The sequence below is a fragment of the Janthinobacterium sp. BHSEK genome (assembly GCF_056174685.1).
On sequence record NZ_JBWBYV010000065.1, the window covers coordinates 46,473 to 60,903 of the forward strand.

Annotated in this window: 9 protein-coding genes; 5 read left to right on the forward strand and 4 right to left on the reverse strand. The window is 65.3% G+C overall.

Going from position 1 to position 14,431, the window contains the following annotated elements; genetic code table 11:
• Positions 1-8: 8 nt before the first annotated feature.
• Both AC0V2Y_RS22060 and AC0V2Y_RS22065 read right to left on the reverse strand, forming a co-directional pair.
• Entirely contained in the window at positions 9-197 is a 189-nt protein-coding gene (locus AC0V2Y_RS22060) for a hypothetical protein (RefSeq protein ID WP_475413801.1), read from the reverse strand.
• A 184-nt stretch (positions 198-381) separates the two neighbouring features.
• Positions 382-570, reverse strand: coding sequence for a hypothetical protein (locus tag AC0V2Y_RS22065; RefSeq protein ID WP_475413800.1), 189 nt, complete (start codon positions 568-570; stop codon positions 382-384).
• 301 nt (positions 571-871) lie between these two features.
• Between AC0V2Y_RS22065 and AC0V2Y_RS22070 the strand changes: the two genes are divergently transcribed.
• The 4 genes from AC0V2Y_RS22070 to AC0V2Y_RS22085 all read left to right on the forward strand — a co-directional run bounded on the left by AC0V2Y_RS22070 (position 872) and on the right by AC0V2Y_RS22085 (position 10,941).
• Positions 872-1,252, forward strand: coding sequence for a hypothetical protein (locus AC0V2Y_RS22070; RefSeq protein WP_475413799.1), 381 nt, complete (start codon positions 872-874; stop codon positions 1,250-1,252).
• Positions 1,253-1,259: 7 nt separating this feature from the next.
• Entirely contained in the window at positions 1,260-1,595 is a 336-nt protein-coding gene (locus AC0V2Y_RS22075) for an immunity protein Imm33 domain-containing protein (protein ID WP_475413798.1), read from the forward strand.
• Between the two features lie 87 nt (positions 1,596-1,682).
• The gene (locus tag AC0V2Y_RS22080) at positions 1,683-9,278 is read left to right on the forward strand and encodes a glycosyl hydrolase family 18 protein (protein WP_475413797.1); all 7,596 of its coding nucleotides are present in this window, start codon (positions 1,683-1,685) and stop codon (positions 9,276-9,278) included.
• 187 nt (positions 9,279-9,465) lie between these two features.
• Entirely contained in the window at positions 9,466-10,941 is a 1,476-nt protein-coding gene (locus AC0V2Y_RS22085) for a serine hydrolase domain-containing protein (RefSeq protein ID WP_475413796.1), read from the forward strand.
• On the opposite strand, the gene AC0V2Y_RS22090 is transcribed toward AC0V2Y_RS22085, so the two are convergent.
• Positions 10,938-11,519, reverse strand: coding sequence for a type 1 glutamine amidotransferase family protein (locus AC0V2Y_RS22090; RefSeq protein ID WP_475413795.1), 582 nt, complete (start codon positions 11,517-11,519; stop codon positions 10,938-10,940). The two genes, AC0V2Y_RS22085 and AC0V2Y_RS22090, sit on opposite strands and share 4 nt — an antisense overlap.
• A 207-nt stretch (positions 11,520-11,726) precedes the next feature.
• Here AC0V2Y_RS22090 and AC0V2Y_RS22095 point away from each other — a divergent pair, with 207 nt between their 5' ends.
• Positions 11,727-13,364 carry a phosphoethanolamine transferase gene (locus AC0V2Y_RS22095; RefSeq protein WP_475413794.1) on the forward strand — a complete coding sequence of 546 codons (1,638 nt, stop codon included), beginning with the start codon at positions 11,727-11,729 and terminating at the stop codon, positions 13,362-13,364.
• A 69-nt stretch (positions 13,365-13,433) separates the two neighbouring features.
• On the opposite strand, the gene AC0V2Y_RS22100 is transcribed toward AC0V2Y_RS22095, so the two are convergent.
• Positions 13,434-14,207: a ferredoxin--NADP reductase gene (locus AC0V2Y_RS22100; protein WP_035818959.1), complete on the reverse strand. Its 774-nt coding sequence runs from the start codon at positions 14,205-14,207 to the stop codon at positions 13,434-13,436.
• Positions 14,208-14,431 lie beyond the last annotated feature (224 nt).

Sequence of the window (14,431 nt, forward strand, 5' to 3'; positions counted from 1 at the left end):
CTACGGTATCAGCAATACACGCCCGTATCGTTGGGCGCAAAGCGCGAACTGTCGCGCAGATTGTAATCTTCCGGATCGCCGTAATACGTGCAGCCGGCCACGGCTACGCCATCGCGCACCTGCCATGGTTGCTTGACTTCCTTGCCTGCCTCCTTTTCCGCCAGTTTGAAAGCAAACAGCTTGGTTTTATCGTGCATGAGATCCTCTATTAATGGTGGTGTTTCGATTTTTGCCGATAGCTACTTTTAAAAAATGGAATCTCCAATTGAAAGGCGTTGATATATTCATCGCGCGCGGAAAAGCCGCGCCGCACGGCGCCAGTTTGAATATGGGAGAATATAGGCAAGCCCCGCGCCCGGCGGGGTTATGGCGTGCCGGGAATCAGCAATACTGGCCGCTGTCGTTCGGCTTGAGGCGCGAAGAGTCGCGATATTGATCATTGGTGCCGACCGCGGTGCAACCGGCAACGGCGACGCCGTCGCGCACTTTCCAGACGGTGGCGGGCGCCGCTTGTTTTTCTACCTGTTTCTCAGCCAGCTTGAACGCGAACAATTTGGTTTGGTTTTGCATTGTACTATCCTCTTGTGATGGTTAAGTACTGCTTGCGCTGTATGCCATGGTATATGGCCATTCGATATTGGCGCCGGAATAAATAGGCGTCAACTCGAATTGAATCGTATTCGCGATTATATTTCCAGGATACTCACCAAATATCACGCGGTTCATTTATATTATTGCGGTGCGGTAGATAATAAAATGGCGCTTTAAATAAGGGGTGGGTCGTTTGATTATGAATGCGAAACGGATCGACCATGGCCGCGGCGAGGCACTATAATGGCGCCTGTTGAATGGATAAGGCAGGAGTCACTCTATGGAAATGGCGGTTACCGACAGCCTGCGGCAGCTGGCATACGCGCAGGCCGCGGCCTTCGTGCAAACGCTCGATCGGCGCGATCCTGTTGCGCTGCAACGCGACTGGGGCCTGTCGCCGGCCGTGGCCGCGGAGATCGTCGACATGCTCGACAGTTATTTTGCGCGGGCAGCGGCCCTGTCCCTGGCGCCGCTCGCGCAAGCGTTTGTGCCGGGCAAGGGCGGCCGTCCCGGCGTCGACGTGTATGCCACCGACGCCGGCCCGCTGGGCCTGGAATGCATGCTGCTGGCCGACGGCAAGCCGGGCGAAGCGATCTTGCACCTGGAAATGTCCGGCCACGATGGCGCGCTGCGCCTGCATTACCGATACATCGGATCCTGAGAGCACCATGACTGAACTGATCAGCGAAACACAGCAGCGCATCTGCGACAAATTCGGCTTGCCGGCGCAAGCGCCCGAGCCCATGGTGGCCCTGGCCATCGGCAGCCTGGCGCAGTCGCCCATCTACGGCACGCGCATCGTGCTGCCGGAAAACGGCACCATCAGCTGGTTCATCCACTGCGGCGAACACGATGACGCCAGCGGCTTTTACCAGGCCCTGCATGCGGAGCACCTGCACGAGATGCTGCCGCAGGTGGTCGATTACCTGGCCTTGCCCAGCGGCGCCAAGTTCATCCTCGACCGCGAAGGCTACGAGGACGTGTGGCTGGAGGCGGCGGACTAGGCCTGTGCCTGTAAGTTTTGCTCAGTTATAAATATTTCTTGTGGACTAGACTTTCATTTCCCTAATCTCCCTGCATACGGAGCCGAGATGAAAAAGTCAGCCGCGGAAGTTGGATTGAAATGGCAGTTCCACAAGCGCAACGGTGTCGACACGATCGTGTTGCTGAACGCCAGCCAGCAGGAGCTCTACATTTCCTGCCTGGAAATCACCCTGAATATCGCCATCGGCACGGTCGTGGGCGGAAACAGCCTCGATGCCATCATGGTGGCGAAAAAGATAGAAGAGAAGGACTGGCCGCAGAAGAAGCAAGAGTTTTTTCTGGAGGAAATGAACAAGCACGAAGGTCCGCTGGACAAACGGGCCATCGCCGCCACGGACGTGTTCTTTGCGCCATGGGGCGCGCTGGCCTCGTCGGAAGAGCATCCGGCGGAATACTCGCGCTCGGTGAGCTACAAGGGAGGCGACTATGAGGCCGTGATCAGTGTCGGCACGGAAGCAGCGGGCCGCATGGAACTGGGCGGCATGCCGGAATATGTCTACCAGGTCCGCTATCTGCGCAAGCCGGCCGTGATCCCGGCCAACCTGGGCCGCGACCTGTCATATGTCAGCAGTTTTAAATACCTGGTCTGCCGCTCCTCGATTGATGGCCTGACCCGCCTGCCAGCTATCCGCGTCCAGCTTGACGGTAGCAGCGACTGGCTGGAAGTGCCGCTCGACCTGCTGCAAGCGAGCATGGGCGACAAGCGCAGCCGCGTGATCGACCAGTCCTGCCGCGGCCTCGTCTCTGCCGCCGCCTTTTCGCGCCGCTCGCTTGGCTATTACGCGAACTATTTCGGCTACCAGCGCGACGTGTTCATCCGCGACGTGCCGTTCCAGAACATCAACGAGCTGTCATACGGCATGTTCACGATCAACCTGGACGGCACCCCGGCCAGTTCCGATCCCTGGGGCGACGACTGGCAGCTGTCGTCGCTGCAGTTCATGAAGCAGCTCAATCCCGACCTGAAAGTGCACCTGATCGTCGGCGGCTGGCCCAAGGTGGTGGAATTCGACGTGGGCGACTGCGTCACCCTGCGCGAGATGCAGGAGTCGGCGGCGCGCGATGTGCCGCTCAACGACGGTGTCACGATCAGCCTGTACCGCGTCAAGGAGGGGGAGGACGGGAGCGAAATGTACTACCGCCTGTGGCAGCCGCTGACGGTGAACGGCAGCGTGCTGCAACCCAGCGCGACAGCCACGCGCTTTGCCTGGGGCAAGGGCTTGTTGACGCAGTATCTGAGTGGATACTGGGGGAATGTCGCCCTGGTGCTTGGCAGCGCGATTGTCGGCAACGGCAGGCGCCAGGACTATCCAGCGGAATACAGCGTGCGTATCCAGCTTGCGCTTGCCGCCGCCTTGCAGCAAAAAATCCAGCCGGCGGCAGAGCTGTTCAGCATGGTCGGCAACGACCCGGCCAAGGCCCGGCGTTTTGCCGAGGCGATGGTGCAAAGCGTGGTGCTGATGGGCTTTGACGGCATCGAGATCGATTGGGAGTATCCGGGCAAGGACGACGGCCCCGCCTACGTGCGTATCCTCGAGGCGCTGCGCGCCGCCGAAGCCAACCCCGGCTTGAACCCCGAGCGCCGCAAGATTTACCTGGGCATCGCCTCGCCGGCCGCGGCGGCAAAGATCCGTCTGATTGACAGCGGGACATTGCCGTCCGGCACAGACACCTACTGGCGCCCCATCGGACGGCTGGTCGACACCATCCACATGATGACCTACGACTACGGCGGGCCATGGCTGAAGTATTCCGATTTCAACGCGCCCATGCTGCCCGCTTCGGACGCGGGCACGGGCGAACAGCCGAGCGGCGTGCGCGAGACGCTCGCCACCATGCTCGACTATGCCGACCGCCTGTGCTTCACGCGCCAGCAGCTCTCGCTGGGCTTGCCCATCTACGGGCGCGGCGTGAAAGTGGTGCCGGAAGCGGGCGGCCAGCGCGATCCCGACGCACGCCTGGGCATCAATTGCCGTACGGATGGCCCCGCCGAAGGGCAGTTCGCCGACCAGCCCGGCACCTATCTGTACAGCCATATCGCCAGCCAGATGAAGCTGGGCAGCCGCTCGGACAAGTTTCCCAATTTCGTGGCGCCCGGCCTGCACCCGAAGGCGCGCGCGCCCTACCTGTACGTGCCGGCGCGCAAGGACCAGCCGGCCATTTCCGTGACGTATGACGATCCCGCGTCGATACGCGAGAAGATCCGCTATGCCAAGACGGAATCGCTGGGCGGCGTCATGGCCTGGGACCTGTCCGGCGACTTGCCGGCCAGCGACCCGCGCTCGCTGCTGCGCGCCATCGGCGACGAACTGCGCCAGGAACGCCCGGCTGCGCAGCCTGAACTGCTGGCCTTGCCCGATTCCAGCCTGTACCGGCGCGCGGCCAGGGAAGGCACGGCGCTGCCTGCCAGGCCCCTGTGGAGCGTGGGCCGCGACTACGGCGCGCCGCTGGCCAGCCGCGACATGGCGGTGAGCGCCGAGGTGCTGGCGATGGCGGCCCTGCCGGGCGGACGCCTGGCCCTGGCCCTGGCGGACGGCGCAGTGCAGATCATGGCGCCCAACCGCGCCGTCGCGCCGTGGGAATGGGAAGCGCGCGCCGTCTGGCACCTGGCCAGCCCCGTGGTCGCACTGCTGGCCTTGCCTTCAGGCCGCCTGCTTGCATTACAGCAAAATGGCGAGCTGGCGCGCATCGATGCGCAAGACGGCACGACGCCCGTGCAGCGGATTGCCGCCGGACTGGCGCCGCAGGCGGGATGCTTGCTGGCCGGCTGGGGCGAACAGGCGCTGTGCTTTGACGGCGCGGCGCTGCGCACCGTCACGGCGCCGGCCCGGCACGAGCAGCCATGGCAGGTGTCGCCGCCCATGCCGCTGGCGGCAACGGCGCTCGTCGCGCTGCCGGGCGGTTTGCTGCTGAGCGGTGCGGCGCGCAGCGCCGAGCTGCCATCGGTGGCCTTGTGGAAGATCGATGGGGGCAAGCTGGCCTTGCAGGCGGCCGTGCCCCGTTCCGGCAGGGAAGACTGGGGCGCCATCGCGTTCCTGAGCGCCTTGTCCGACGGTTCCGTGGCGGCCCTGACGGCAAATGGTAATTACCAGGCCTACGGCCCGGCGGCGCTGCAGCCGGCGCGGCCGCAGGCAGCCGCGTGGAGCGCGCTCAGCGACGGCGAGCAGGTCGGACGCGCGCTGCTGCCGCTGCCGCAGGGCGGCTTTATCAGCATCAGCGATGGCGCCTACATGTTCTGGGGCCGGCGCGGCACCGGCTATGTGATGCTGCAGCGCCTCAGTTCCAGCCGTTCGGCCGACGCGGCCGCCGTGCTGGACAACGGCGACGTGGTGATCGCCAAGGGCTGCGAACTGCGTTACCTGGCGGCGCGTGGCTGGCCCCGTGCGCAGGCTGGCCTGCATTCTAGCTGGAATTGGCGCGACGGGGATAACGGCCGTTCCTGGCTGCATCATCTGGCCGTCTCCGGCAACCAGGCCGGCATGGCGCAAGCGCTGGCGGAAGGCGCGCCGCCCGAATTGCAGGCCACCGATGCGGCCAGCGGCGCCCAGGAAAGCCTGGCCGAAACGGCCTTGCGCGCGCAGCACTGCGCCATCGTGCCTCAGCTGACGGCCGCCGGCGCGCCCTTGTGGAGCGGCGACAATGCCGAACGCACGAGCGCCTTGCTGAACGAACCCGTGCTGGCCGCCTTGCTGCCGCCGGAACTGCTGGCCAGCACGCCGTATCTGTTGCCCGACCTGCCGCTGGCGGGCGCACCGATCGCGCCCGCGACGGCGGCCTTCCTCAGCGACAATCCGCGCATCGCCACCCTGATCGCCACGGCGCTGGCGCCCGTGCTGCCGGAAACGGCGCGCCAGGTGCAGCACCTAGTGCAGGACTACGCCATCGATGACGCCTTGCTGGCGGCCGCGCGCGGGGAAGGCGATACCTGCCTGATGCATGTGCTGGTGCCCGATGGCGCCAGGGCCGACGATTGCAAGCAGGCCGAGGGCGTGGGCGAGGATTTGCGTCAGGTGCTGGTGCAGCTGCTGGGCCAGCGCCATGCCGACCCCGACGCCTTCATCGCCGCCATCGATGCCGTCTGGACGGCGGCGGACAAGGTGCGGCCGTGGCGCCGCCAGGAGTGCCGCCAGTTGGTGGCCGCCGCCGCGCGGCCCAAGCGCCCGGACGCCTACCGCGTCGTCAGCGAACCGGCCGTCTACGAGCAGGCGCTGCTGCATTACGCCGCGTTGGTGGAGCTGGGCTGGCCGGCGCCCGCTGGTGCGCCGCAGGAACCCCTGTCCCGGCGCGCGCCGGCCCACTATCGCATGCTGATGCAGGCCGGACGCGACGCCCTGACGCCGAACGGCTGGGATGATCCCGTGCTGCGCACCGACCTTGCCAAGCGGGCCTTGCCGAACGAAGTGACGGCCCTGCTGGACATGGCGCCGTGGATGGCCGCGCCCATGGGGGCGGCCGCCGATGCCCTGATCGGCGGCATGGGGGCGGCCGTGCGCGCCTATCACCAGCAGGAACTGGACGCCGGCCGGCTCGTCGCGTCCGACCTGGCGGCGGTGCAGGACCCGTACACGGCATTGGGCGAATTTTCCGGCGGCCCGGCCATGGCCGGCCTGGCCATGCAGCAATTGCTGCTGTGGTCTTGCACGACGCCGCAAGGCGCCGTCCTGGCTTTGCCCGCCGCGGCCGCCTTTCTGGCCCTGCGCGCGCCCGCGCCGTGGATACCGCAAGGCGATGTGAATGCGTATGCGCAACAGTGGTTCAGCTGGGCGGAGGATCCGCCGTATCTGGCGCAGGACCCGACGGCGCTGCCGGAACAGACGGACGCCGTCACGCCGCTGCCTGCGCGCAGCAGCAATGCTCCCGTGCGCCGCGTGCTCGATCCGGCCGACACGTCGGCCGTGCCCGGTATCGAGGAGGAAGCCAGCCGGCGGCGGCGCCTGGAACAGAGCGTGCGCGCCACGCAGATGAAATTCATGGTGCAGACGTGGCAAAACAATATGCTGGTCGACAGCAAGCTGCAGGCACAGGAAGATGAGCGCCTGCTGAAAAGCCCGTATACGGCGCGCATCGACGAACTGACCCGCAACGCGGCGCAGGCCGATGCGACGCTGAGCAATACCCGCGCGCGCCGCGAGCTGGTCCGGGACCTGGAAAACAAGCCGTTCGGCATGTCGGCGGCCGAGCTGCGCAAGGCGGGTATCGACGTCAAGCTGCCGGCGGGCATGCGCGACGACCAGCGCTTGCCCGACGACCTGTACGACGACGCGCTCGAACACGAGCATGCGCGGCTCGACGGCGTGGAAAAGGACGCGGTGGCTGCGCGCAGCAAGGCGATCGGCGAAGTCGACAGCCTGCGCCGCAAGCGCGACATGGACCCGCAGCGCCTGCGCCAGCTGGAGCAGCAGGCCAAGCTCAAGGGGCAGCTGGAGGCAGCCCAGCGCAAGATCAGCAAGATGCAGGATTACGCGCTGCTGGCCGACAGCATCGCCTATTATGGCGCCTCGGCACTCGACTGGCTGCACGACAAGGGCGTGATCTCGGGCAAGTTTGCCGAAGTGGCCAAGACCATACTGACGTGGGCCAACCGCATCGTGCAGATCGGCATCGCCGTGGCCACCATCGCCTATGGCTGGAAACAGATGCGCGCCATGCAGGGGCTCGGGTCGATCGGCAAGGGCGGCGGCATCTCGATGATGTTTTCCATCGGCATGGCCGCGTTCAATATCGTGCAGTGCGCCATCTTCGGCCCGCCGCCCGACCCGATGGAGGAAATGTACAAGGCCTTGAGCAAACAGATCGAAGAGGTGGGCAAGGCCTTGCAGGAAAGCCTGGCCGCCATGTCGCAGCAGCTGGCATCGATGCAGGCCGGCATCTACAACCGCCTGGACGGCATCGAGGACAAGATCGACGGCCTGGGGCGCGAACTGGGGCGCCAGATGGCGGAACTGTCGGCGCAGATGGACGAAGGCTTTGCCGCCGGCCGCGCCGAGACGCGGCAAGCCACGGCGCAGGTGCTGCTGGCCATGCAGCGGGGCTTCGACAGCGTCGAGCGCCGTTTCGACCTGATCGAGGACAGGCTGGGCAGCGACTTGCATTATCTGCAAGAAATGATGACCGTCAGCCTGATGGATGACTATGCGACGATGGATATCGCCATTGCCAACGCCGAGACGGAAAGCTTGCACGGGGCGACGGTGGCGGCGGCCGACGGCCCGCGCCTGGCCGACGACCCCGCGCGCCTGGCGGACTACCGCAACCGCCTGGTGAACGGCGTGCGCAATAAGCTGCTGGGCCTGCCGCGCCGGAAGCTGGAAGACACGCTCGACAGCAGCTGGCTGCAAACCTGGCCGCTGCCGGCGGGCGCGGCGACGCGCCAGGCGGGGCAAGTGAGCATCAACCGCATCGGCGACTGCCATGATTTCTATGTGCGCCGCAGTACGGGGGCGGAGGAAGCGAGCCAGCGCGTGTATTTTTCTGCCGCCTATGGCAAGACGCTGGCCAGCCGGCTGCTATGGGTCTCCGAACACCTGATGCAGTTTTCCGACCATCCGCAGGGCATGATCGCCGACCTGGACGAGCTGATCGTGGCGCCGTCGGAAACGCTGCAGGGCTTTCTCAGCGATTTTGCCGACAATCAACCGTTCCTCGACGGCTTGCTCGACGATTATGTGCAGGCATTGGCGAGCCTGGCGGCGCGCTGCCGCGCCATCATTCCCGTGCAGGGCAGCCAGGATTGGCGGCTGCCGCCAGGCCGGCTGTGCGATGCCGCCTTGCTGCATGGCTTGATGTTCGACGCCGTGCCCGTGCTCGACCTGGCCGAACTGGAAGTGGAGAGTGTCGCGGCAACGCAACTGGCCGAGCGCGCCAGCCACCTGGGCAGCATGTCGCGCTTCCTGACCAGCCCCAGCCTGGGCTGGCGCGCCGTCAAGCTGCAGCGCGTGCTGGCCGTGGCCCACGTCTTGCGCGTGGCCGAGCTGTCGCTCGTCAGCGACGAGGGGCAAGTCACGCTGTGGGTGGCTTTCCGCGGCGCGCGCCAGCCGGTGGCGCAGCTGCGCCTGGTGGCGGGGCAGGTGGTCGACAGCCAGTTGTTGATCATCGGCAATAGCCTGCTGGTGCAGATCCAGTGCGCCATGCACCCCGTGCAGCAGCGCTGGATCGCGCAGTACAACGGCCGCATCGGGGCCGATGCGAAGGCGGAATTGGCGGCGCTCGACGGCAGCGTGGCGCGCCTGATCCAGTTCATGGCGCTGGCGGGCCTGGCCGAGACGGCCATGTCGGAAACGCTGAGCCTGATCTGGACGTCGGGCCGCCTGGCCGCCTATCTGTCCAGCCAGGCCAGTCTGGCCAGCAGTACGCAAGGCAGCCAGTTCAGTCCGCCCGTGGCCGCCATGCTGCAGGCGGGCCAGCTCAGTGCCGAGGCGGCGCGCGCACGCCTGCGCGCCACCCTGGCGGCGCGTGCTGGCCGCCAGGCCGACGACGTGGGAAGCGATCCCCTGGTCGACCGGCTGCGCCAGGAAACGCATGACTTGCTGGAACGCACGCTGGCGCACCGCGCCATGCTGCAGCGCTGCGTGCTGCCGCCACTGCTGGGAGCGCTGGATCCCGAGCCGGCGCCCAGGTTGCAGGGGGAGGGGGCCTTGACGTAGGCAAGCCGGCGTATCCGCGTCTATACATTTATTTGCAATAGTGCTATTTTGCAATAGTGGTCCGTTCGGGCCGCCATGCGCCGCATGCCCGGCTTGGCCGGATATGCGGCGCTTTGTCGTCCGGGCCGCGCCAGCGCGGCAGGCCCGCTTGCCCAGCATGATCCAGATTACGAGAGAGAGCCGTACGATGCGTGTCCATTTTTCATCCGCCGCCCTGGCCCTGACGCTCGCCACGGCGTTTCCGGCAGCCGCCACGGGCGCCAGCGCCTTGCCCGCCGCCCAGCAGCAAGGCCAGGTCCAGCGGGACATCGCCGCCTTTGTGCGCAGCGAAATGCGGGAGCGCCAGATTCCTGGGCTGCAACTAGCCGTGATCCAGCACGGCAAGGTCGTGCTGAAGCGCAATTTCGGCCTGGCCAGCCTGCAATACCAGGTGCCGGTGACGGACGCCAGCCTGTTTTCCATCAACTCGGCCACCAAGGCGTTTGCGGGCGTGGCCGTGATGCAGCTGGTGCAAGAGGGCAAGGTCGACCTGGCCGCGCCCATCGGCCAGTACCTGACGGGGCTGCCTGTAGCCTGGCAAGCCGTGACGGTGACGCAATTGCTCAACCATACCTCCGGCTTGCCCGACGTGCTGGACCAGCGCAGCGGCAAGCTGGTGGGGGCGCAGCCGGACGATGCCGACGCGGCGTGGACGGCCGTGCAGGCGCTGCCCGTGGAAGCGCCGCCTGGCCAGCGCTACCGCTACAACCAGACCAATTACGTGTTGCTGGCGCAATTGATCGAGCAGCAGGGCGGCCAGCCCTTTACCAGCTTCATCCAGCGCCGGCAGTTCGGCGTGGCGGGCATGCCGCACAGCGGTTTTGGCGATGCGAAGGACGTGGTCGTGGGCAAGGCCAGTTCCTACGTGCTGGACCGGGGCGTCAACAGCTACCGCAACGTGATCGAGGACTTTCCCGTCTTCATGCGCGCCGGCGCCGGCATCAACAGCAATGCGGGCGAACTGGCCAACTGGCTCATCGCGCTGCAATCGGGGCGCTTGCTGGCGCCCGCCAGTGTGGAACGGCTGTGGCAGCCGACCAGCTTGAACGACGGCAAGCCGGCGCCGTGGGCGCTGGGCTGGCCCACCATCGGTCGCGCTGCGCACCGCGCCGTGGCCGGCATCGGCGGCGGCCGCTCGGCCTTCTATGTGTATCCGGACGATGGCCTGGCCATCATTATTCTCAGCAACCTGGCTGGCGGCCAGCCGGAGCAGCTGATCGACACCGTCGCCGGCTTTTACCTTCCCGCCCTGCGCCAGCAGCGCGGCGGCGCGTATGCCGCGCATTTATTGCGCAACAAGGCGGCCAGTACCGGCTTTGACGGGCTGGAACAGAAACTGGCCGCCATCCGGCGCCAGCATGGATTGCCTGAACCCGCCGAAGACGACCTGAATGCCTGGGGCTACCGCCTGCTGGGCCGGCAGCAGCCGAAACAGGCGGTCGCCGTCTTCCAGCTGGGCGTGCAACTGTATCCGCAAGGGGCGAATGGTCACGACAGCCTGGCCGAAGCGTACGAGGCCGATGGCGCGCCGGCGCTGGCCGTCACGCATTACCGCCTTTCGTTGGAGCTGGATCCGGGCAACACGCACGCCGTGGCGCGCCTGCGCGTGCTGGCCGCCGATTAGCGCGCCGCAGCGGCCTGGCCGTGCTCGGACCCGTGCATGGCCAGGTAAGCCGTCAGGTTGTCGTCGGCGATGCCCAGGCTGCGCAGCACTTCCCGCGTAAAACTGACGGGCGCCGTGCCCGGTGCCGTGACGATGCGCTGGTCGGCCACGGCCCACGGCACGTCCTGGTACAGGGCGGCGCCCGCATAGCCGGTGTCCATCAGGTTGGCGGTGCCGTTGGATGTATGGCGCACGGTGTCGAGCACGCCCGCCTGCGCCAGCACGCGCGTGCCGTCGCAAATGCCGGCCAGCACCACGCCCTTGTCGCGCGCGGCGCGCAGCAACGGACCCAGGTCGGGCGCCTTGCCGCTTTGCCAGTGGCTGCCGCCGCACACCATCAGCAAGTCGAGTTCCTCGAGCGAAATGGCTTCCAGCGCCAGTTGCGGCGTGACCAGCATGCCGCCGGACGAGGTGACGGGCAAGCCGCCCGGCGTGGCGAACTGCGTGTGGAAGCCGTAGTACAGACGCGCCGTGGAGTTGATCAGGGCGGTTTCCCAATCGGCAAAATTCTCGGTCAGTATGGTGATGGCACGTGTCATGAAAAAGTCCTGTCGCAGGTGGAGATATCAATATGAATACAGGCTGGCTGGCCTGCTCGTGACGAAAGCATAATGAAAAGCACTGACAATTTCTGTCAGGAGCGCGCCTGCATCATAAGCGCGCAGGAAATAATGATACAAGTTGCAATAGACTGCGCTACAATCGCTGGCCCGCCTCCCCTTGAATACCTGTTACCCATCGCTTCCATGCTGATTCTGTTTTGCCGTGTCCTGCTCAGCATTGCTGGCCTGTTGCTGTTTTTCTTCTTCGATCAGTTAAGCGCGAACGAATGCCTGAAATTGAGCGTCTTGCTGGCGGCCTTTCTGCTGGGCGTGGGCGGCGTGCTGCAGGCGTGGCGCGGCAATGCCGGCGCCAGCGCGGTCACCGTGCTGCTGCGCGTCGTCGTGCCCGTGTTTTACCTCGATGCCGCCATCAAGGGGTTTTTGCGTGGCTATTTTGGCATGCGGCCCAATCCCAATGCCGTTTTACAGGCCATGTTTGCGACAGATCAAGCGGAAACGGGAGAATTTTTTCTGCACAACAGCGTCGCCCTGGCGCAAGCGGCCGGCTGGTTTGTGCTCGTGACGGCGGCCGTGCTGCTGGCCGACCGCCAGCTGCTGCGCTGGCAGGGCGCGCGCGCCAGCAGCGCGCCGGGCTGGCCGCACAAAGCCTTTGCCGCCGGCATGGCCGTGTTTCTCGTGCTGCTGCACGTCAACACCACCATGCGGCGCGAAAATCCGGCCTTGTTCTGGCCCTTGCGCTACCAGCAGTACAGTGCGCAGCTGGACGCGATGAAAGCGATGCAGCATGCGCTGACGGCGGCCATGGCCGCGCCGCGCGACTGGAACGTGCGCTATGCGGGCGAGGACGCCCGCACCGTCATCCTCGTGATCGGCGAAAGCACCAACCGCGCCTCGATGTCGCTGTACGGTTATCCGCGCGCCACCACGCCCCGGCTCGACGCCATGCGGGCTAAGCTGCTGGTCTTCAACGACGTCATTTCGCCGGCCGCCAGCACGGTGGAATCGATGATGACGATGCTGACGCCGGCCGATATCGGCAACCCCGATGCGTGGATGGCCAAGCCGAATCTGCTGATGCTGGCCGAGGCGGCCGGCTACAAGACGTTCTGGGTCTCGAACCAGACGCGCAACGATGGCTGGATCGGGCTGCTGGCGGGCGAGGCCGATGAAAGCGACTTCATCAACTACGGCACCGGCCGCGGCGAAAACAATTTTGATGGCAACCTGTTCCAGCCATTCGCCCACGCGCTGCGCGACGCGGCGCCGAAAAAGCTCATCGTCGTGCACCTGCTGGGCGCGCATCCCAGCTATGACATGCGCTATCCCAGCCGCTTTGCCCATTTCGACCGGGCGCAGGACGCCGTCAGCGCGCAGATGGCCAGCCAGGGCAGGTCCAGCTGGATACGCAACCAGCGCGACGAGTACGACAACGCCATCCGCTACGGCGATTACGTGCTGGGCACCCTGATCGGCATGGCGGAGCAAGCCAAGACCGATCGCGCCGCCTCGCTGCTGTTCGTCTCCGACCATGGGCAGGAAGTGGGCTACAGCCGCAATCACGCGGGCCATTCCGCATCGGACAAGAGCGGCTATGAAATTCCCATGTTGATCTGGGATAACCAGCAGGCACCGCAGTCGACGGCCGCGCGCGCCGCGCTGGAAAGCCGGCCGTATCAGACGGACAAGCTCGATGCGACCGTGCTGGGCCTGCTGAAGATCGAAACGCGCTATTACGCCGCGCACGACGATATCCTCAGCGGCGCCTTTCAGCCCGTGCAGCGCTTCATGAATGGCTTGCAGTACCAGCGCGGCCGCCAATGAAGAAGGCCCGGCGCCGCCGCGGGAAGCGGCGGGGCCGGGCCCCTGAATTTGCTGCGGATGTGCTCTGGATTACTTCTCGGCGAATGCGCGCTCGACAACGAAGTCGCCAGGCGTCGAGGTATTGCCTTCCTTGAAGCCACGCGCTTCCAGCATTTCTTTCAGGTCGCGCAGCATGTCCGAACTGCCGCAGATCATGACGCGGTCTTCGGCAGGGTTCAGCGCCGGCACGCCCAAGTCTTCGGCCAGCTTGCCGTTCTCGATCAGTTCCGTGATGCGGCCCATGTTGCGGAAGTCTTCGCGCGTCACGGTCGGGTAGTAGCGCAGCTTGTCGCTGACCATTTCGCCCAGGAACTCATGCTTCGGCAGGTGTTCTTCCAGCAAGTCGTGGTAAGCCAGCTCGTCGACCTGGCGCACGCCGTGCACGAGGATCAATTCGTCGAAACGCTCGTAGATGTCCGGATCGCGAACGATGCTGAGGAAAGGGGCCAGGCCCGTGCCCGTCGACAGCATGTACAGGCGCTTGCCTGGCAGCAGGTAGTCGGAGACCAGGGTGCCGGTCGGCTTGCGGCCGACGATGACGGTGTCGCCCACTTGCAAGTGCTGCAAACGCGACGTCAGGGGGCCGCCCGGCACCTTGATGCTGAAGAATTCCAGGTGGTCTTCGTAATTGGCGCTGGCGATACTGTAGGCGCGCAGCAATGGCTTACCATCGACGCGCAGGCCGATCATGGTGAAGTGGCCATTCGAGAAACGCAGCGACGGGTCGCGCGTGGTGGTAAAGGAGAACAGGGTATCCGTCCAGTGGTGCACGCTTAAAACGCGCTCTTCATTCATCGAACTCATAGTATTTGTTGGCTGGTCAAAAAAATGGTTAGTTGCTGGCAACTGCTGGCAAAAGTGAAACCCTGTGTAGGCCCAGACGCTATTGTACTGGCCTCCACACGAAATTGTTACCGTCTATCGCCGCCATTGCTGCCGCACGCGATGCCGACATTATAGTGCGGTTGGCAAGATCGGGCTGAAATTCGCCGGGAAACGGGCTGTGGGCATGCGCTCTCTTGATTTGG